10 protein-coding genes and 3 pseudogenes are annotated in these 19,122 nt (G+C 46.1%); 10 read left to right on the top strand and 3 right to left on the bottom strand.

Annotated features, from left to right (window positions below; genetic code table 11):
- Positions 1-38: 38 nt before the first annotated feature.
- From QUB64_RS28955 to QUB64_RS28930, 6 genes and pseudogenes are all read left to right on the top strand, one after another.
- A pseudogene (locus QUB64_RS28955) lies at positions 39-248 on the top strand (leucine-rich repeat domain-containing protein); the annotation flags it as partial.
- 678 nt (positions 249-926) lie between these two features.
- Positions 927-1,430: pseudogene (locus tag QUB64_RS28950) on the top strand (DUF6745 domain-containing protein); the annotation flags it as partial.
- Positions 1,431-1,918: 488 nt separating this feature from the next.
- Positions 1,919-2,872 carry an ABC transporter ATP-binding protein gene (locus QUB64_RS28945; RefSeq protein ID WP_333274398.1) on the top strand — a complete coding sequence of 318 codons (954 nt, stop codon included), beginning with the start codon at positions 1,919-1,921 and terminating at the stop codon, positions 2,870-2,872.
- 140 nt (positions 2,873-3,012) lie between these two features.
- Positions 3,013-4,602, top strand: coding sequence for a hypothetical protein (locus tag QUB64_RS28940; RefSeq protein WP_333274401.1), 1,590 nt, complete (start codon positions 3,013-3,015; stop codon positions 4,600-4,602).
- A gap of 412 nt (positions 4,603-5,014) precedes the next feature.
- Positions 5,015-5,155: a hypothetical protein gene (locus QUB64_RS28935; protein ID WP_333274403.1), complete on the top strand. Its 141-nt coding sequence runs from the start codon at positions 5,015-5,017 to the stop codon at positions 5,153-5,155.
- Between the two features lie 149 nt (positions 5,156-5,304).
- Positions 5,305-7,467 (top strand): DUF4394 domain-containing protein, encoded by a 2,163-nt coding sequence (locus tag QUB64_RS28930; protein WP_333274406.1) that lies wholly within the window; start codon positions 5,305-5,307, stop codon positions 7,465-7,467.
- Positions 7,468-7,840: 373 nt separating this feature from the next.
- On the opposite strand, the gene QUB64_RS28925 is transcribed toward QUB64_RS28930, so the two are convergent.
- Entirely contained in the window at positions 7,841-8,011 is a 171-nt protein-coding gene (locus QUB64_RS28925; RefSeq protein WP_333274409.1) for a hypothetical protein, read from the bottom strand.
- A 23-nt stretch (positions 8,012-8,034) separates the two neighbouring features.
- Here QUB64_RS28925 and QUB64_RS28920 point away from each other — a divergent pair, with 23 nt between their 5' ends.
- The gene (locus QUB64_RS28920) at positions 8,035-8,322 is read left to right on the top strand and encodes a hypothetical protein (protein WP_332943657.1); all 288 of its coding nucleotides are present in this window, start codon (positions 8,035-8,037) and stop codon (positions 8,320-8,322) included.
- Between the two features lie 324 nt (positions 8,323-8,646).
- Positions 8,647-12,171 (top strand): ribonucleoside-triphosphate reductase, adenosylcobalamin-dependent, encoded by a 3,525-nt coding sequence (gene nrdJ, locus QUB64_RS28915; RefSeq protein ID WP_333274412.1) that lies wholly within the window; start codon positions 8,647-8,649, stop codon positions 12,169-12,171.
- 677 nt (positions 12,172-12,848) lie between these two features.
- Here the strand turns inward: nrdJ and QUB64_RS28910 are convergent.
- Complete coding sequence (locus QUB64_RS28910; RefSeq protein WP_333274414.1) at positions 12,849-14,714, bottom strand: serine/threonine-protein kinase; 1,866 nt, start codon at positions 14,712-14,714, stop codon at positions 12,849-12,851.
- A 225-nt stretch (positions 14,715-14,939) separates the two neighbouring features.
- Here QUB64_RS28910 and QUB64_RS28905 point away from each other — a divergent pair, with 225 nt between their 5' ends.
- Both QUB64_RS28905 and QUB64_RS33110 read left to right on the top strand, forming a co-directional pair.
- On the top strand, positions 14,940-15,164 hold the full coding sequence (locus QUB64_RS28905) for an addiction module protein (RefSeq protein ID WP_333274417.1): 225 nt from the start codon (positions 14,940-14,942) through the stop codon (positions 15,162-15,164).
- 41 nt (positions 15,165-15,205) lie between these two features.
- Positions 15,206-15,457: pseudogene (locus QUB64_RS33110) on the top strand (type II toxin-antitoxin system RelE/ParE family toxin); the annotation flags it as partial.
- 220 nt (positions 15,458-15,677) lie between these two features.
- Here the strand turns inward: QUB64_RS33110 and QUB64_RS28900 are convergent.
- Positions 15,678-18,956 (bottom strand): C2 family cysteine protease, encoded by a 3,279-nt coding sequence (locus tag QUB64_RS28900; RefSeq protein ID WP_333274420.1) that lies wholly within the window; start codon positions 18,954-18,956, stop codon positions 15,678-15,680.
- Positions 18,957-19,122: the final 166 nt, after the last annotated feature.

The raw sequence follows: 19,122 nt of genomic DNA, 5'->3' as shown, positions 1-19,122 counted from the left end.
TGACTCTCAACTGCGATCGAATTACCGACATCAGCGCCTTGCGCGAGCTCACCAATCTAACAAGACTTTATCTCTACTGCGATCATCGAATTACCGACATCAGCGCCTTGCGCGAGCTCACCAATCTAACAGAACTGACTCTCAACTGCGATCGAATTACCGACATCAGCGCCTTGCGCGAGCTCACCAATCTAACAAGACTTTATCTCTACGACAATCAAATTACCGATATCAGCGCCTTGCGCGAGCTCACCAATCTGACAAAACTGGATCTCTACGACAATCAAATTACGGATCTGTGCGTATTAGGTGAACTCGCACAGAAACGTCTTACTCTCTCGACTAGACCAATTGATGCTCAAAAAGCCACAGAAGCCATCAAAGTTGCCTATGCCGCTATTGGCCTAGAAAAACCAGAAGTTATTATTTGCAGCAGTCCCCACGACGTTTGTCTCCAAATCTTCAACTTGCTCAAACGCGACCATTCACAAAACTGCTCAGACGAATACAGCAATAGATTGGGGAAAAATCTAGACCAGAAATGGATGTCCCCTGTGATAGAATTTGCAAGTCCGGCGGTGTGGAAGTATGAGTTCGATAGAATGACGATCGACTCCGAAGTGGACAGCACACTGAGTTCCCTAATCAGAGAATTGGTTAACGAATATGCGCTATCGGAACCAACTATGGGGGATTATTTTGAGGATTTTGATGATCTTGATGATTTTGATAATTTTTTTTCCTACCTAGAATCCCCTGAAATCCTCACGACATCATTGTCCCCATCGAGTTATTTGTCACACCTGAAATCCCCTGAAACTCCCACGAATTTGTTTAAGGCAATCTATTTAACTGAATTGTATATATCTACATTAGGCGTCAATATTTCGGAAAAAGCACAAAAAATACTTCGCTCCCAAAAGCTGCTTTTCGAGGATTGCGGTTTGATATTTCCCTTTGAAAAAATTTGTTATGTGTGCGATCGCCCCCGCCACCTTCGCTTTGACAGTCAAAACCGCTTGCACGCGGAAGGAGAACCTGCCATTGAGTTTGCGGATGGATGGAAAATTTACTATTATCACGGCGTCAGATTGCCTGAAAAATACGGTCAAATTCACTCCGATCGATGGCAATCAAAATGGCTTTTAACTGAATTTAATGCCGAAGTTCGGCGAGTTTTAATTGAAGCAATTGGTTACGACCGCATTTGTCAAGAGTTGCAAGCAGAACAAATAGATAGTTGGCAGGAATATGCACTATTACAAATAGATAAAGCCGATGTCGAGCCGATTTGTTTGTTAAAAATGACTTGTCCGAGTACGGGATTCATTCACGCTTTGAGAGTGCCGCCTAACCTGACATCGGCTAGGGAGGCAATTCGCTGGGTAAATGGGGGTATCGATCCAGAGGAATTTTCCGTGCAGACTTAAATCTATAATAACTCTCAATCCTTCATGAAGATTTGTAGGGGTAGTGGATGGTGCGGGCCTACCCCGATCGGGGCAATTTACGCACGGGTGATCGGAAACTGTTTTTTTTGGGAATACTTGAATTATAACACCTAAAAGCCTACAAAAAACCTGGTTTCTTTGGTGTTGGTGCGTAATATTCTGTCCGGTAGATTAGCGATTTGTCGTCGGGCGGGGGCTGGTTTATGAGATTGTCGGTTTTCGGCAATTATTGTCGGTGAACCTGCCCATACAAGACATGGCGTTTGTAATAACGGATCGGATCTATCTGAGATATTGCAGCATTCTCCATTAGCTGTAGGGGCGGGTTCGCCAGTAGGCTTAAAGTTTGCAGACAGGTTAGATAAACCCGCCCTCCCCCACGAAGAATCCCCTCAAATCAATCGGACTCGATATAACTCCTATTATTTCCAGGAATGCACCGATAAAACTTCATTCACCCTCCAAACATGGCAAAACAACTAGCAATAGAAACTCGCGGAGTCACCAAACAATTCGATCGCCATATAGCAGTCAATGACATCGATTTGCAAGTAGCAGCAGGCGAAGTATGCGGGCTCATCGGCCCTAACGGTGCTGGGAAAACTACTTTGCTGCGGATGTTGGCGGCCGCTGAAGAACCGACTATAGGGGAAATATACATCAATGGCGATCGGTTATTGCGCGATCGATCGCACCCAATTCTCAAACAACGCATCGGCTTTCTTCCCGATGACTTTCCCCTCTACGACGACTTGACTGTGTGGGATTATTTAGATTATTTTGCCCGACTCTACAACCTCCAGCAACCGCGCCGCCGAGAGCGAATCAACTCGGTTTTAGAACTCGTGCAGTTAACTAACAAGCGGAACAGCTTAATTTCTACCCTTTCGCGGGGGATGAAACAGCGCCTGAGTTTGGGGAGAACGATTATTCACGAACCGCTGTTGCTGTTGTTAGACGAACCTGTTTCTGGCTTAGATCCGATCGCCCGAATGCAGTTTCGCGAAATTATCAAAACCTTGCAATCAGTCGGGATGACCGTAGTGATATCATCTCACGTCCTCAGCGACTTAGCCGAACTTTGTAGCTGCGTGGGCATCATGGAACTCGGATATCTGGTCGAAAGCGCACCTTTACAAGAACTTTACAAACGTCTGAGTCGCCAGCAAATTTTCATGTCAGTTTTAGGAGGCTATTTAGAAGCACTAACATCCGAATTAAAAAACTTTCCTTGGGTAGAGAGTTGGGAAATAGTACCGGAAACTCAACAGGTGTGCGCTCACTTTTCAGGAAGTCAAGAAGATGCAGCCAATTTATTACGGGAACTCGTTACTGCCAAGATTCCGCTAACAGATTTCCACTGCACTCAAGAAGATTTAGAAACCATTTTCCTCAAAATGGGACACCAGCAAGCTTCCTAATTTGCTCGTTTGCTCTTTGCCAGAATCAACGGTTAATTACATCCTTGACGGTTGGATCGGAATGATTTAACCGCAGAGAGCGCAGAGGGCACAGAGGAAGAGAAGGGAGAGAATTACCAATAACTAATCACCAATAAACCATGATACTCAACTTACTCGATCGAATCGGCAACTGGAATCCTCAGTTATTTCGAGAAATCAAAGGCCGCTGGAAAATTGGCAATATTGCGATCGCCTCTGCCCTTTCCCTCTGCGGTCAACTGCTGCTGTTCATGTATTGGAGCGCCCAGATACCCGTTGCTCCCCCTCGTGGGGAGTACACTTACAGCATCACTAACAGATTTTGTACTTTCAAGAATGTCGATCCCAATTCCTATGAGCCAAAGTGTGTCAGAGATGCCTTGGGCAACTTTGTCATTAACTGGCCGAAGTGGTGGTTTGAGATATTCATGTGGCTGAGCCTTTTAAGCGTACTAGCCTTATTAGTAGCAGGAACTTATCTGCTTGTCAGCGATTTAGATAAGGAAGAAAGACGCGGCACGCTCAACTTTATTCGCCTCAGTCCCCAGTCTGCTAAAACAATTTTTATCGGCAAAATTCTGGGCGTCCCAATTCTACTTTATCTAGCAGCGATTCTGGCAGTACCGCTGCACTTATACAGTGGATTGGCTGCTCAAATACCCTTGAATGAAATTTTCTGTTTCTTTTTCTGTTTCTATATAGCAGTTGCAGCTAGCTGTGCTTTATTTTACAGTGCTGCGATGCTATTTGGATTAACAACGAGTTGGTTGGGAGGATTTCAACCTTGGTTGGCTAGTGGTATGGCTTTTGTTATGTGTTACGTTTCCTTGCTCGGATTAAGCGGGATAAACAAGTTGCAATGGTTTTACTTGCCAGTCACTGAAAATATTGCGATCTTTCTTGCTTTGTATTTATTGGTTTGTGGTACGGGAACCTATTGGCTATGGCAGGGATGGCAGCGCCGCTTTCCAAATCCTAGTGCTACAGTTTTGAGCAAGCGACAAAGTTACTTGGTAGTTATCTGTTGTCAGGTAATAATGTTAGGGTTTTCAGTCGAAGTAAGTCCATCAGGTTATGATGATAATCTAGCCTGTTTACTACTGTTTAATCTGCTGATGTTCTTAGCTTTAATTGCGGCTTTAACATCTGACAGACAATCTTTGTACGATTGGGCGAGGTATCGACAACAAATCGTTCCCAGCAGTCAGAATTTGTGGCGGCGCTACCCACTGCTCGATTTGATTTGGAGTGAAAAAAGTCCGGCTGTAGTGGCGATCGCAATTAATCTCCTCGGCTCAGTCATCATTTTAACACCTTTGATGCTGTTTGGAGGGATTGGTATAAGAGGATTTTGGTGCGTAATTTGCTGCCTCAATCTCATTCTAATTTACGCAACTATCACCCAACTATTCCTATTGGCAAAAAATCGAAATCGGGAAATTTGGGCAGCAGGCACTGTCGCCAGCGCTATTTTATTGCCACCTCTGATTTTACAGATGTTGTCGCTCACCCCCGAAAAAGCTCCTTTTTTATGGTTGTCTTCAACATTTGCTAGCTTTGTGTTTTCGCATTCCTTAACAGCATCGGGAAATACCATTTTGTTTTCTATACTCAGCCAGTGGACTGTGTTGGTGTTGTTGAATCTCAAATTGCGATCGCAATTAAAAGTCGCCGGAGAATCTGCTTCTAAAGCGCTGCTAAACAGTTGACAGTTGACAGTTGACAGTTGACAGTTGTTTACTGTTAAAAGCTTGAACAAAAATATCTAGTTCCCCAATAAGCTATGAAACTCAACTTACTCGATTCGTTATGATATAGCGCCAGTTTCGTAGGGGCAGGTTCGCCAACAATAATTGCCTACAACCGATAATCTCATAAACCTGCCCCCACCCAACGACTGGAATAACGAGTTTGACAGAGTTTGTTTGTCAGTCGTGTTAAATAAAAAATTATTTCTGATGGGACAGATCCAAAATTAGAGCGTCAGCGTATATTACTAATGAACGCAGTACAAAATTTCATAAGTTCGCACTGCTAAAAAGTTCAGCTTGGGGATTGACAGTTGCGCTGTCGCCGTCCCCGGTTATATATAGGCGCATATATACAGCAGTTTTTAGCAATATGAGGTACAGTCTGGCGTGGGGCATGGGGCATGGGGCATGGGGCATGGGATTGCCCCGTGTACCTCATAAACCTGCAATCTGCTGTATGTATCTGGCACGATTTTATATATCTCTAGAGGGAGATTTATTAATTGTTTGAGCTGCGTATAATATTGATCGTAAAATCGGCTATTCAAACCGAAAAAATTTCGATAGAATTAGCCGTTGCTGCGAATTTGGTAATTTTTCTACTGAGAATTCTGTTGCCTAAAGGTGGCGGAAGTGTCAAATTTATAGGGGGATGAGATTGTGGCAGAAATTAGAGGCACAGCACAAGCAGACTTGCTAGCAGGGACTCCAGAAAATGACACGATATTTGGTTTTGCGGGCAATGACACCATTGCGGGAAACTCTGGGAATGATAGCATTTTTGGAGGAAAACAAAGCGATTTAATTGAGGGCAATTCAGGTCAAGATTCGCTGTTTGGAGATTTAGAGAGCGATACTATTAACGGCGGAGAAGGTAGCGATTTTTTAGTGGGCGGGAAAGGCAGCGATTCCATTTCAGGAAACTCTGGTAATGATGTTTTGTCGGGCGATCGAGATACTGATATCCTGATCGGCGGAGACGGGGCAGACGTATTTGTTTTGAGGCGCTACGCTGATGCCGATCCTGTTCGTACCAGCGGGGGTGTTAACTTGGCAAATGCTGACACGATCGCAGATTTTGCCGATCGCACAGATTTAATTGGTTTGGCGGGAGATCTCAATTTTAGCGACTTGAATATTCTGGACGCTGGAAATGATACTGTGATTCAAGACCGGGTAACAGGAGAATTTCTGGCTATCCTCAGAGGTGTTAATCGAAACTCGATCGACCAAACAGATTTCACTACCAATATTAGCAGCATTGTTCCCAATCCCCCGCCTCCACCGCTGACAACGGCTTATGCTTTAACTCCCGATAATCGGATTGTCGGTTTTAGTCTTGCTAATCCGGGAAATGTCATCTCAGATTTGCCCGTGACTGGATTGCAAGCAGGAGAAAGTTTGCTGGGAATTGATTACCGTCCTGCTAACGGCATACTTTACGGTGTGGGTTCTAGCAATCGCTTGTATACTGTCAATCCGAAAACGGGGGAAGCCAATCAAGTTGGTAGCGGGCAATTTGCTGTTCCCCTAACTCCGGGGGCTGTGGGTTTCGATTTCAATCCGACAGTCGATCGCATTCGGTTTGTCAATCAAGCAGGTCAAAACGGTCGCCTCAATCCAGATACTGGTGCAATAGTGGATTCTGACACGCTGGCGGGGGGAGTTCAACTCGACGGGAATTTGGCTTACCGGGCGGGCGATCGCAATTTTGGAAGTTCTCCAGCGGGTGTAGGGGCTGCGTATACTAACAATTTTGCCGGGGGAACTTCGACAACGCTGTTTGTAATTGACAGCAATTCCGATGTTTTGGTGCGCCAAGATCCGCCGAATAATGGAGTGTTGAATACGATCGGATCTTTGGGAGTTGATGCTACTAGCGTTCTCGGCTTTGATATCAGAAGTATTGGCGGCCGCGAGGTCGCGGTGGCGGCACTGGAAGTCGGCGGCGTTTCGGGCTTGTACAATATCAATTTGACGACCGGTCAAGCTTCCTTCGCGGGTCAAATTACCGACGGAAGACAGATTAACGGTTTGGCTTTGCCTTTGCCTACAGCTTACGCCTTAACTGTCAGAAATGGCGCTGAAACAATTGTCGGTTTTAACGAGGCGGCGCCGCGGGCGATTCTCAGCGACGCGGCAGTTACGGGATTGCAGCCGGGAGAAACTTTGCTGGGAATAGATTTTCGCCCTGCTAACGGTTTGCTTTACGGTGTGGGTTCTAGCAATCGATTGTACGCGATCGATCCGGTGACTGGGGCTGCAAGTCAAGTCGGTAGCGGACAATTCGCCGTTCCCCTAACTCCGGGGGCTGTGGGTTTCGATTTCAATCCGACAGTCGATCGCATTCGGTTTGTCAATCAAGGGGGTCAAAACGCCCGCCTCAACCCGGATACGGGGGCAATTGTGGATTCAGACACGCTGACGGGGGGAATTCAACTCGACGGGAATTTGGCTTACCGGGCGGACGATCGCAATTCGGGAAATCCTCCTGCGGGTGTAGGGGCTGCGTATGTGAATAACTTTGCGGGGGCGACTTCGACAACGCTGTTTGTAATTGACAGCAATTCGGATGTTTTGGTGCGGCAAGATCCGCCGAATAATGGAGTGTTGAATACGATCGGATCTTTGGGAATTGACGCTTCTACCGTCCTTGGCTTTGATATCAGGAGTGTTGGCGGCAACGAGACGGCTTTGGCTGCGATCGATGTTGGCGGAGTTTCGAGCCTGTACAATATTAATCTGACGACTGGTCGGGCTTCGATCGTCGGTCAGATTGGCGACGGGCGATCGATTAAAGGTTTGGCACTGACTTTGATTTAAATGCTAAATTCCAGCGATTTTAGATTGAGTTTAGGGCAATCTCAAATCGACTTGCATTGCATTTATTCGCTCTCTTATCTGGAAAATATCGGGAGCGTCTCAGTTTTGTAAAACATTTTTTCTTTAGATATCTTGCAAAAATAGCTAGGAACGGGCAAGATGCCCGTTCCACATAAATATTTTTTTATGTGGAACGGGCATCTTGCCCGTTCTAAAATTTGATTAAAAAGACTTTTGCAAGAGTTCTTTTGAGTGCTGTCCTCGCTCGCGTATTATAAATACGCGAGCGAGGACAGCACTATAAATGCTTGCACGCTTGATGCTCCCAAAATATCTGCGTCGCTCTACCTTGCATCTCCGGTTTCGCGATCGTTCAAAGATTTATGCAATGCAAGTCTAATCGTTTGGGCAATTCCCAATTCCCAATTCCCAATTCCCAATTCCCAATTCCCCATTCCCCATTCCCCATTCCCCATTCCCCATTCCCCATTCCCAATGCCCAATGCCCAATTCCCAATGCCCAATTCCCAATTTGAGGTAACATATTATTTTGACAAAAAAGATAAGATGTTATCCCAAGTTTTTTACTTGCTACGTTCCCGGGCGGATGGCAAATATCTCTCCGCAAATCCCAATCCAGATTCGGCGGTGAGTTACCTGCTGATGTTTCGCGAAGACTATGACGCTTTGAGCTATCTCAATGCTCACGCGGCCGATGTTGCCGATCGATTTGGAGTAGAATCGATTCCCGGTTCGTCTGTGAAAAAGCTGCTCGAACGTTGGGGCTTTAACGGTGTGGGCGTTGTTCAAGACCCGCTGTTACCCAATATTGAGTTTTTATTGACCAATAATTGACAAGTGACAACATTTGCGCTTCACCCGGTTTCTGTAGTCCTGGGCCCGTGGGTAGCCAGAAACCGGGTTTTTTACGAAAATTATTCGCCGCAGCCCGCAAATTCGGCAAAAAACCCGGTTTCTTCGATCGTCCATGCGTCCAGGACTGTTCTGGCAGAAATCGGGTTTTTTTATGAAGTTTTTGACCGATCGCGCGATCGGGCTTCCCGAGTCCGAAGCCCCATATATAGTGCAAATTGTCAAATTTGTCAAGCTTTTACCCTAAATCTGAATCCTGTTGTATATTCGTAGTTTGATATATTCCGACACGTCAGTACACAACCTATGGTTCGAGAATTAGAGCGATCGAGTGCCAGTGAAAAACGTCACCTGTCCGATTTCCCCGAAACAGCACCCGCAGCCAATCCAGTATTTTTCAGGACTTACAGCCGCCGTACCGAGACAGGGCGGGAGACTTGGGCCGAAGTGTGCGATCGAACCGTCAAGGGTTTACAGAAGCTGGGAAACCTCACCTCCGAAGAAACACAACTGCTGCACCGGATGCAAAACGAGCTCAAAACCCTCGCTTCAGGGCGCTGGCTGTGGGTAGGCGGCAGCAAATGGATCGAACAGCCAGAGAACTTTTCCGGCGCCTATAACTGTTCCTCAACCAACATTCTCGACTGGCGGGCCTTTGGTTTGTTGATGGATTTGGCAATGATGGGCTGCGGCACCGGCGCAGTCTTGGAACCAAAATATATCGATCGACTGCCACCAATTCGCAACCGCTTAACCGTAACAGTGCAAGGCGAAATTGGCTCGACACCCGCTGCATCCCGCCGCCAAGAAACCGAAGTAAAAATAGACGAAAAAACCGCCACTATTTATGTCGGAGATTCCCGCCAAGGTTGGGTAAAATCCTATCAAGCTTTGCTGGAATTATCCACAGATGAAAGATTTGCCAAACAAGTGCAAATCTTCATCGATTTGAGCGACGTTCGCCCGGTGGGAGAACCTTTAAAAGGCTTTGGCGGAGTAGCAAATCCGGTGAAATTGCCCGACCTTTACCAGCGGTGCGCGGCAATTTTAAATAAAGCTCAAGGGCGGCAGTTAAATTCAGTTGAATGCTGCGTATTAATTGACGAAGCTGCGGTCACAATAGTTGCCGGTAACATTCGCCGCTGTCTCCCCGAAGATGCTTTAGTTCACACTTCAAAAGGTCTTGTTCCTATTTGTGATGTGCAAGTGGGAGACCTCGTGCAAACTCCTCTCGGATTCCAGCGAGTTGTTGATAAATTCGACCAGGGATTTCAAGATGTCTACGAAATTGAAACCAATGCCACTTATCCTAGAGCAACCTTAAACCATCGGCAAGCAGTCCTAGCAGATGCTCGAGGTGGTATTGTGTGGAAATCAGTTGCGAGTTTAACTGAAGGCGATCGCCTCCTGCACAACACCCAAGTCCTACCTGGAACAGTTACCCATCTCCCTGCTGATTTTACAGAATCTCGACCCTCACAAAGTCGTACAGCTAAGTCCTTTGTGGTTCCCCAACTGACAGCCGAAGTTGCTTGGTTAATCGGGTTTACCCACGGTGATGGTTATGTGGCTCTTGGCCGCAATAAACACGGTAAGCCCTATGGGCGTGTAGAATGGGCGACGAACAGCTTGGAGACAGAACTCACAGCTAAAATTCAAGCTAAAATCAATTCTGCTTTAGCTTTATTTGGCTTAAGTGCTGTTCATGGGGTCATCAAGGGGGAAAACACTGCAAAATCCATTTGTTCATCCATTCGATTAGCTGAATACTTCCATCGCTACATCAAGCAGCCAAATATTCCCCTAACAATTCCTAGTTGGATTTTGCAGGGTTCAGTAGATATCCGGGCAGCTTATCTAGCTGGATTAATGGATAGCGACGGCACTGTTAACGGCCGTCCCCCTCACTTAGTTACCTCAGTCTATCGGTCATTTGTCAGACAAATTAGTGCTGTTTTATCCAGCTTGGGTATCGCTGGCAGAATTACCACAACTTATCCCCAACAGCCGGGATGGCAAATTAAGTACCAATTGACGATTCCAGCACTCAAAGAACGTTATAACGCTCTGATTTCGCCTCATTCACTTAAGGGAGAAGTACGCCAAGGACTGAAAATGTATGGCTTCACTGTTCCGGGTGCAATCATGCGAGAGGCTCACACCTACAGCGAAATGCGAGATATGGGATTCCAAGGTTCTCGCACCATTGATGCTAATTACGAACGGTATATCGCTGAGGCTGATATCTCATTAGATATTCCAGTCACCGTTAAAGGGCTGGGAAGCTACGATCATGTCAAAACTTATGACATTGAAGTCGAAAAAGCTCACTGTTTTTACTGCGATGGTTATTTAACACACAACAGCGCGGGAATGCGTCAATTTGAATCTGGTGATGAACTAGGAGCAAATGCTAAAAACAATTTGTGGCAGCAAGATGAAAGTGGCAACTGGAGAATCGATCCAGAGCGCGATGCCCTTCGTATGGCAAATCATACCCGTGTTTTTCATAGCAAACCTACACTAGAAGAATGTATTGATGCTGTCCGCAAACAGTATTACAGCGGCGAAGGAGCGATTCAATGGGCTGGTGAAGCTGTAGCTAGATCCAATGTTGACTTACTTTCAACGCCGAGTCTTAAAGTTGAATTTTTGCAAGCTTACGCACAAGGAAAAGCGAAACAGTGGTTGCAGGAACACTATCCCAAGCTGACTGATGAAGAATTAGATCATCGGTTAGTTCGTGTAGGTTTAAACCCCTGTGGAGAAATAATTGGCTCAAATTTTTTCTGCAATTTGTCTGAGATCCACCTCAATCAAATTGACCCTTACAATTTCAAAGAACAGGAGGAAGCTTTCAAAGCAGGAGCTCTATCTGTCGCGGTACTTCTCAATCACAAATTCCTCGAACCGCGCTACCAGTACAGCCGCGAATTAGACCCGATTGTTGGCGTATCATTTACTGGATTGTTCGATTTCTTCGTTCATGCTTTCGGCGTGGAGTGGCTGCGCTGGTGGGTAGAAGGCCGCCCGCAAACTCCCCAGGGAATTGCGTTTAAACAGCGGGAAGAAGAGTATTTGACTGGTTGGCGGGAGATTGTGAATGAGGTAGTATGGGATTATTGCGATCGCCATTCCTTAAAACGCCCCAATCGCTGCACAACCGTACAACCATCCGGTACCAAATCTCTGCTCACAGGCGCTTCTCCGGGCTGGCATCCGCCCAAAGCCCAGCGTTTTATTCGCCGAATCACTTTCCGCAAAAACGACCCCGTAGCCCTCGCCTGCATCGACTACGGATACAACGTGATTCCGTCCCAATCTGACAAAGATGAAAACGGCAATTTGCTCAACAATCCCTTCGATGAACGCTGCACGGAATGGCTGGTAGAAATACCCGTTGCTGTAAGTTGGGCTGACTTGCCCGGTGCTGATGAGATTGACATTAACAAGTTTTCAGCAGCCGCCCAAATGGACTTTTATATGCAAGTGCAAAAGTTCTATGTCAGACACAACACTTCAGCGACGATTGAATTGCGGGAAAATGAAGTTGAAAGTTTGGGTACTCGGATTTACGAAGCGATTCGCGATGACGAAGGCTATATTTCCGCAGCACTTTTAGCGCGGTTTGATGCTCTGGAAACTTTCCCACGTTTGCCATTTGAACCGATAAATAAAGAAACTTACACCAAGATGGTTGCAGAAGCTTTATCGCGTCGCGAAAGTGAAATTTTCCACGTAGCTTTGAGGCGTTATGACATGGGTGAAATGATGGATTCTGGGCCTGCTGGGTGTGATTCTGATAAGTGTTTGATGCCAGAAACTAAATAGATTTTGTCCTAACAAAAGTTGCAATAAAAACCCCAAGTCAAATAATTGGGGTTTTTATTGTACTATTTTGCTTCAAAGATACAGAGAATGTTATAACACCATACGCTTGGGTTAAGAAAGATCCCCCCTAGCCCCCCTTAAAAAGGGGGGGACAAGAAGCGCTCTTTCGTCCCCCTTTTTAAGGCAATACAGTTCATTTAAGACTGATCCCCCCTAACCCCCCTTAAAAAGGGGGAAGAATGCTCTTAAAGTCAACCCCTACTCCCCTTGGGAAGGGGGATGCGAGGGGGCTCTCCGGGGCATAAATAGTGTTAAGTGAACCGTATTGTGTTATAACAATTTAAAAAAGTAAGGATATGGCAATAGGAGTGTCAACTTAAGCATTTGACCCCAGATTTCCTGATAGTAATATCATGTCCGGTCGATTACCATAACAAAAACGGTTCGTAGTGCGTCCTGGTGTCCGCAGCATGAGAGCGGACTGTTCGGGGGCACGCGCGATCGAATCTGAGATGCAGAACCCTTGAATCAGTCCCCTTTCTTCGGTTTGATCGTTCGGACTTCAGTCCTCTAGGAAAAGTTTTCGCGATGAAGAAGGACTTGCATTCCGATGCTGCGAACGATGAAGAAGGACTAAAGTCCTTACTACGAACCCGTTTTATGATGGGTAATTGAATCTAAATAATATTCTGCCATATTTTGATAGTTTTGTCACTGCTACCGCTAGCAAGAAACTCTCCTTCCGGGCTAAAATTTACGGAATAAACCGAATTTGTATGCCCGGAAATATTACAAATTTCTCCACCGTCTTTAACTTGCCAAATTTTGATAGTTTGATTGCTGCTGCTGGCAATTATCTCGCCATCGGGACTAAACGCGATCGAATCAACATACCAAGAATGACCTGCAATTGTTAAAACTTCTTGCCAATCTTTTGCCCACCAAATTTTAATAGTATTGTCGTGACTGCCGCTAGCAAGAAACTCTCCATTTGGGCTGAAAGCTACACAGCGCACGCAGTCTGTATGACCTGTCAGCGTGCGAATTAGCTTACCATCTTTGACTCGCCAAATCTTGATCGTTCTATCCCAACTGCTGCTAGCCAAAGTTTCTCCGTTAGGACTGAATGCGACGAAGTAAACTAAGTTAATGTGACCTGAAAGCGTGCGAATTTCTTGCCCGTCTTTCACGCGCCAAAGTTTGATTGTTTTGTCCCAACTGCTGCTAGCAATAGTTTCGCCATCTGGACTGAAAGCTAAGCCATAAACTGAGTTGCTGTGACCTGAAAGCGTGCGGATTTCTTGCCCGTCTTTCATTCCCCAAAGTTTGATTGTTTTGTCGTGGCTGCTGCTGGCAAGTATCTTTCCGTCGGGGTTAAAAACTACTGTATGAACTGAGTTGGCGTGTCCTGCGAGAGTCACTATTTCTTGCCCGTCTTGTGCCTGCCAAAGCTTGATTGTTTTGTCATCGCTGCCGCTAGCTATAACTTCTCCGTTGGGGCTGAAAGCTACAGAGGAAATTAAGTTTTTGTGTCCGGTTAATGTGTGAATACATTGCCAGTTATGAGTTTGCTGTGGGGGCGGATTGGGATTGGCGGCGGGTTTGACTGGTTTGGTAATTGTTTGGGGAATGGTGAGGGTGATTGCTGCTTGGGGATTCAGTTGTGTTAATACTTCAACAGCCGTTTGATAGCGGCGGTTAGTAGCATTTTCAATCATTTTGTCTAAGATTTTCCCCAGTTCTTCACTCACCGGGTTGTTCGCTAAATACTGCCGCCAAATCCAGGCATCCTCACCCGGATCGAAGAGATCAAAAGGGGAAACTTGAGTTAGCAAATACAGGCAGGTTACGCCTAAACTGTACAAATCGCTGGTGAAAAATGCTTTGCCTCGGGCTTGTTCGGGGGCGATGTATTCGGGGCTGCCGATGCTGGTTCCTGTTTTGAGTAAGGCTGTACCTGTGGCAATTTTGGCGGCGCCAAAGTCTACTATAACTAATTGTTTGTCGGCGCGGCGGATGATGTTTCCAGGCTTGATGTCTCGGTGAATAACGTTGTGGGAATGGATGAAGTGCAGGACGGGTAGTAAGCTATTGAGTAAGTCTTGAATTTGAGTTTCTGTAAATGTGCCTTCTGTTTCTACAATTTGTGCTAAATTTTGTCCGTCGATAAATTCTTGGACTACATATTGTCGGTTGTCTTGGATGGAATAGGCTAATAGTTCGGGAATTTGAGGATGTTTTCCCAATTCGTCTAATCGCATTGCTTCTTGTTCAAAAAGTTCGACGGCTTTTTTGCTGTTGCGATTGCTGGCTGATGGGATGAGTTGGGTTTCTGCGGGTAAAAATTGTTTGATGACGCAGCGGGGTTTGGAGGGTTTGTCTTCGTCAACGGCGAGGAGTGTTCTGCCAAAACCGCCTTGTCCGATCGCCTTTATGGCCCGGTAGCGATCGCGCAACAGCAGTTTTGACCGGCAATTTCGGCAAATTTTGGCTGTGGGGGGGTTTTGCGGGTTAGAACAGTTGGGGTTGAGGCAGTAACTCATTCGATTTTAGATTGGGGATTTCGGATTTGAGATTTTATTTTTTTGAATATTTGCACTACGCAGTAAATATTATACCTCAAGGTAAAAGCGGTGCCGATCGCCGAAGAGGGATAGCTGCGCTTGACGCCCTTTTCTCAATTCACCAAAATGGCGGGAAGGGCGATCGCCATATCTGCTATATTTTAGGTGTACCAATTGCCCAGTCTTTCATCCAGGTTAATTAGTATGGATCTCACTGTCACATTAAATCAAATTACATCTCTCAGTGTTGAAGACCGAATTAGGCTTGTACAAGCAATTTGGGATAGCATCGCAGCAGAGCAAGCTTACCCCAATCTTACAGAAGTACAAAAACAGGAACTCGATCGTCGGATTAGTGATAGCGAAGCTAATCCAGATGATGTAATGACCAGGGAAGAAATTAAAGCTTCGGTAAAAAGACGCTCATGAATTATGTGCTAGTGTTTCGGCCATAAGTTCGTGAAGAACTCGATGAGGCCTACAGTTGGTACGAAAGTCAGCAGGTAGAACTTGGCGACGATTTTTTGGACTGTGTAGACGAGATGTTAAATCGAGTTTGCAAGATGCCAGAATCATATCCAGTTGTCTATCGTGATGTTAGACGGTGTGTAGTGCGACGCTTTCCCTATGCTGTTTACTATCGGATTGTGTCGAGTCGGGTGATTCAGCTATTGCCAGTTATGGACTATTTTTTAGTTTCCCATAAAGTTATGGCAACTTAAACGAAAATGACAAACTAATCAATGAATCAAGCCGTAGAAGTACGATCGCCCTTGGGCAAAGATCAAAAAAGAGCGATCGAAATACGATATTAGAGCGCAACAGCGATTAACTATTGGTTCAGCAAAAAAAAGAGGCGAAGTCATATTAATGACCTCCGCCCCTATTCCTGTTGCGAGCGAGCTATCTTTCTGCTAGCTCTCTTCGGTTATGGAAACACGATCAGATTAGAGTGATGAAAATCTGACGCAAGACTTTAATAGAGTCGTCCAAGGTAAGCTGAGTGAATCCACCGTTACTTGTATCATCCTTACCATCTTTACCCCAAGGATTGTGAACTGATAATGTTGGAGTAGTCCCATTTAGATAAGCAGCATGAATGGAGTAAGCATGACCTCCAACCATAACTCCAGTTCCCTGGCCGTTAATGTTAAAAGTTTCGGCGTCTTTATTGGTTCCTGCTGCTACAAACTCACCTTTATTCAGAGCTGATTGGATGGTATTGAATAAGTCAGGTGTAGTTAGAGCGTAACCCTCACTCCTCCGTCCCGTAACCTGAGTGAGTGCTTCTGCTGTATAGCCTCCATTCCCGATCGCATTGTAACCGTTACCTTTTTTGAGAACTTCTTGATTCCACTGTGCGTAAGCTCGCTCCAGCAAAGGCATCCAGAGTGGCCCACCCTTACTGTTTTTAGGGGAGGTTTCCCCGATTGCTGGGAGAGCACCAAATAGCAGTGGAGTGTTTGCATCGGTTTTGGTTACAACCTCTTTATTAACAGTGACATAACTGGGACTGGTGTCCAGTGCCTGAAATCCGTACTTCGATGTGATCTGATTTTCCGTGTATGTGGTGTTATAGAAACGCACGGTGTATGAAGAGTCACCGTTGTCAATAATCATATTATTGACGAGCGCGCTAGTTTGCAGGCTGGGACTTGTTTGGATGCCAAAGGTTGCACCCACAGCAGTTAAGAAGAAACAGTCACCAAACTGGTACTGAAGGATATTTGCAAGAGAAGGGCTATTGTTGTACAAGCTTCCGGGTAGTGACCCGTATGTCAAACTTGTGACCACGTTTTGACTCTTGTTCTGGGTACTCTGGCCTTTTTGGGTATAATCGAGTGTCGGTGAAGTAGCTTTTCCCAGGAACCATTCATCAACTCCCTTACTCAAGGTAGTGCTGGGTGTTGTGCCTGATGATGGCAAATCTTTAATGACTTGCTCTGAGAGAAACCAAACAGGGTCCGGTATCGAATAAGGTTGACCCTGATAAACCACTGTTGTCCTGTCACCAATAATCTTTTTGAGATCGCTGACTTCCTTGGTATCAACAACACCGTCGTCTTCAGCTTTTTTGAAGATTTGCAACATATCGCTGCGGTTCAACTGTCCATCAGCAGCTAAACTGCTAGCGATTGTTCCCAAATCCTGTAAATTCGGAAGGGGATTGGCGGTTGGTGTTGGTGCTGGCGTTGGTGCTGGTGTTGGTGCAGGTGCTGGTGTTGGTGTTGGTGGCGGTGCTGGTGTTGGTGTTGGTGGCGGTGCTGGTGTTGGTGTTGGTGCAGGTGCTGGTGTTGGTGTTGGTGCAGGTGCTGGTGTTGGTGTTGGTGCCGGTGTTGGTGTTGGTGCTGGTGCTGGTGTTGGTGCTGGTGCTGGTGCTGGTGTTGGTGTTGGTGCTGGTGCTGGTGTTGGTGTTGGTGCTGGTGCTGGTGTTGGTGTTGGTGTTGGTGCCGGTGCTGGTGTTGGTGTTGGTGCCGGTGCCAAAACTGCCGATGCTGCGACCGTGTAAGTTCCTATGGCATCCTCATTAAAACTGGTGACGCGCGCCACGTACTGAATGCCACTTTGTACCGTAAAGTTAAGCCCAGATGCAGATGTCTCAGAAGAACTATTCGAGGTGTCGTTGTTTTCAGCGATCGCCTGTCCCGTCGCAGCATCAATCAGTTGTATTTGAGTATCAAACTGACTCGAACTCAAGACGATTTGCACCTGTTGACCGGGAGTAAGCCCAGTCAAATTATAGTTGTCCATAAAGCTACCGGGAAGCAGCGGGTTATCCAGGTCAGTGGTAGCCGACAAATCACCATTGATTGTTTGTCCCAGAGGCAAGGTACCGTTAGCTGGAGATCTGGTAGATGTGGTTACGGTATAGTCACCAACTTGCCCGTTTTCACTCAGAATTACAATGTCGTAATCACTGTCTGGTGCTACTTTAAATGTCAGTTGTGAGGTCGTAGTGCTGTTGTTGAAATTGTTATTTTCAGCAATAATTTGACCAGTAATTACATCCACAACTTGTAACTTTGGATCGAACTGAGTGGAGGTGAGCTTGACAGTAACTTGTTGATTTGTCAGTACGTCTGACAAGCTCAATTCTTCTTCTAAGTAGTCACCTAACAAGCTTCCCTGAACAGTGTCATTTCCTCCGATTCCTTGTTGGAAACCCGTAGCTGGACTTGGCGTGGGTGCTGGAGTCGGCACCGATGTTGGTGTTGGACTTGGCGTGGGTGCTGGAGTCGGCACCGATGTTGGTGTTGGAGTTGGTGTCGGTGCTGGAGTCGGAACCGATGTTGGTGTTGGACTTGGGGTCGGTGCTGGAGTCGGAACCGATGTTGGTGTTGGACTTGGGGTCGGTGCTGGAGTCGGAACCGATGTCGGTGTTGGACTTGGTGTCGGTGCTGGAGTCGGAACCGATGTTGGTGTTGGACTTGGTGTCGGTGCTGGAGTCGGAACCGATGTTGGTGTTGGACTTGGTGTCGGTGTTAATGCTACAGATACAAAGCGATCGCTCAATTCTGAAGCTGATACACCAGCCACCAATCCCAAAATCCCCCCAGTTTCCTTCACCTCAATTAAAATTCCCCTGTTTGTAGGTGTTAGGAGCAGATTAGCTTCGGTAAGTCCGTTCGGCAAACCAATGCGATCGGAATTGCTATTGAAGTCTTCAATTACATCCGCAGTAGTGGCTGTTACTCCCGATATCTGGGTCAGGACAAACAGATCGGAGCCAATACCGCCGTTTAAGGTATCCTGACCAGCTCCTCCAATCAAGGTATCGTCTCCAACACCGCCAATCAAGCAGTCATTTCCGACTCCTCCAATCAGCGAATCATTACCGAAATCGCCAAAGGCTGTATCGTTGCCATTATTACCAATAATAATGTCATCTTCTCGACCGCCATAAAGCAGGTCATTTCCGAATCCACCATCGATCGAGTCTTTTCCTCTGTTTCCTAGAATCAGATCGTCACCTAAGCCACCGTCAAGACAATCTTGACCTTTACCCCCGTAAATGGTATCTGAACCTCCTTCACCGAATAGTCGATCGTCCCCTTGATTACCGTTGATGAATTCTGGAGAATCAGAACCTGTTACTGTGTCGTTTCCACCCAGTGCTTGTAAACCTCTTGGATAAGGCACCAGTAGGTTGGGAGCGATCGCAAAATTGTTAGCTTGCTCGTCTAAAAGATAGGAAAATCCATCTGAACTAGGACCAATCATTTATATTTCCTGCTGTGTAATGTTGGGTTTATTAGAGATAGTACAAACAGATTTACTCCCATCACCTTCAGAGTTTTGGGACTTTAACCAACCGTTTGTGCCTGTGCTAGATGCCAAATTTTTCAGACTACGAATGCAGCACCTTTGAGATATCTCTTTAGATAGA

Origin of the sequence: Microcoleus sp. Aus8_D2 (genome assembly GCF_036702665.1) — a bacterium.
GTDB lineage: Bacteria > Cyanobacteriota > Cyanobacteriia > Cyanobacteriales > Microcoleaceae > Microcoleus.
The sequence above is the reverse complement of the archived record's forward strand: the minus strand, read 5'-3'. Positions and strand labels throughout refer to the sequence as shown.

What these genes read in the sequence shown, in the direction of transcription:
- QUB64_RS28945 (WP_333274398.1), top strand. Translation starts at nt 1,919, where the DNA reads ATGGCAAAACAACTAGCAATAGAAACTCGCGGAGTCACCAAACAATTC.
- QUB64_RS28910 (WP_333274414.1), bottom strand. Translation starts at nt 14,714, where the DNA reads ATGAGTTACTGCCTCAACCCCAACTGTTCTAACCCGCAAAACCCCCCC.
- nrdJ (WP_333274412.1), top strand. Translation starts at nt 8,647, where the DNA reads ATGGTTCGAGAATTAGAGCGATCGAGTGCCAGTGAAAAACGTCACCTG.
- QUB64_RS28935 (WP_333274403.1), top strand. Translation starts at nt 5,015, where the DNA reads ATGAGGTACAGTCTGGCGTGGGGCATGGGGCATGGGGCATGGGGCATG.
- QUB64_RS28900 (WP_333274420.1), bottom strand. Translation starts at nt 18,956, where the DNA reads ATGATTGGTCCTAGTTCAGATGGATTTTCCTATCTTTTAGACGAGCAA.
- QUB64_RS28920 (WP_332943657.1), top strand. Translation starts at nt 8,035, where the DNA reads ATGTTATCCCAAGTTTTTTACTTGCTACGTTCCCGGGCGGATGGCAAA.
- QUB64_RS28925 (WP_333274409.1), bottom strand. Translation starts at nt 8,011, where the DNA reads ATGTTACCTCAAATTGGGAATTGGGCATTGGGAATTGGGCATTGGGCA.
- QUB64_RS28940 (WP_333274401.1), top strand. Translation starts at nt 3,013, where the DNA reads ATGATACTCAACTTACTCGATCGAATCGGCAACTGGAATCCTCAGTTA.
- QUB64_RS28905 (WP_333274417.1), top strand. Translation starts at nt 14,940, where the DNA reads ATGGATCTCACTGTCACATTAAATCAAATTACATCTCTCAGTGTTGAA.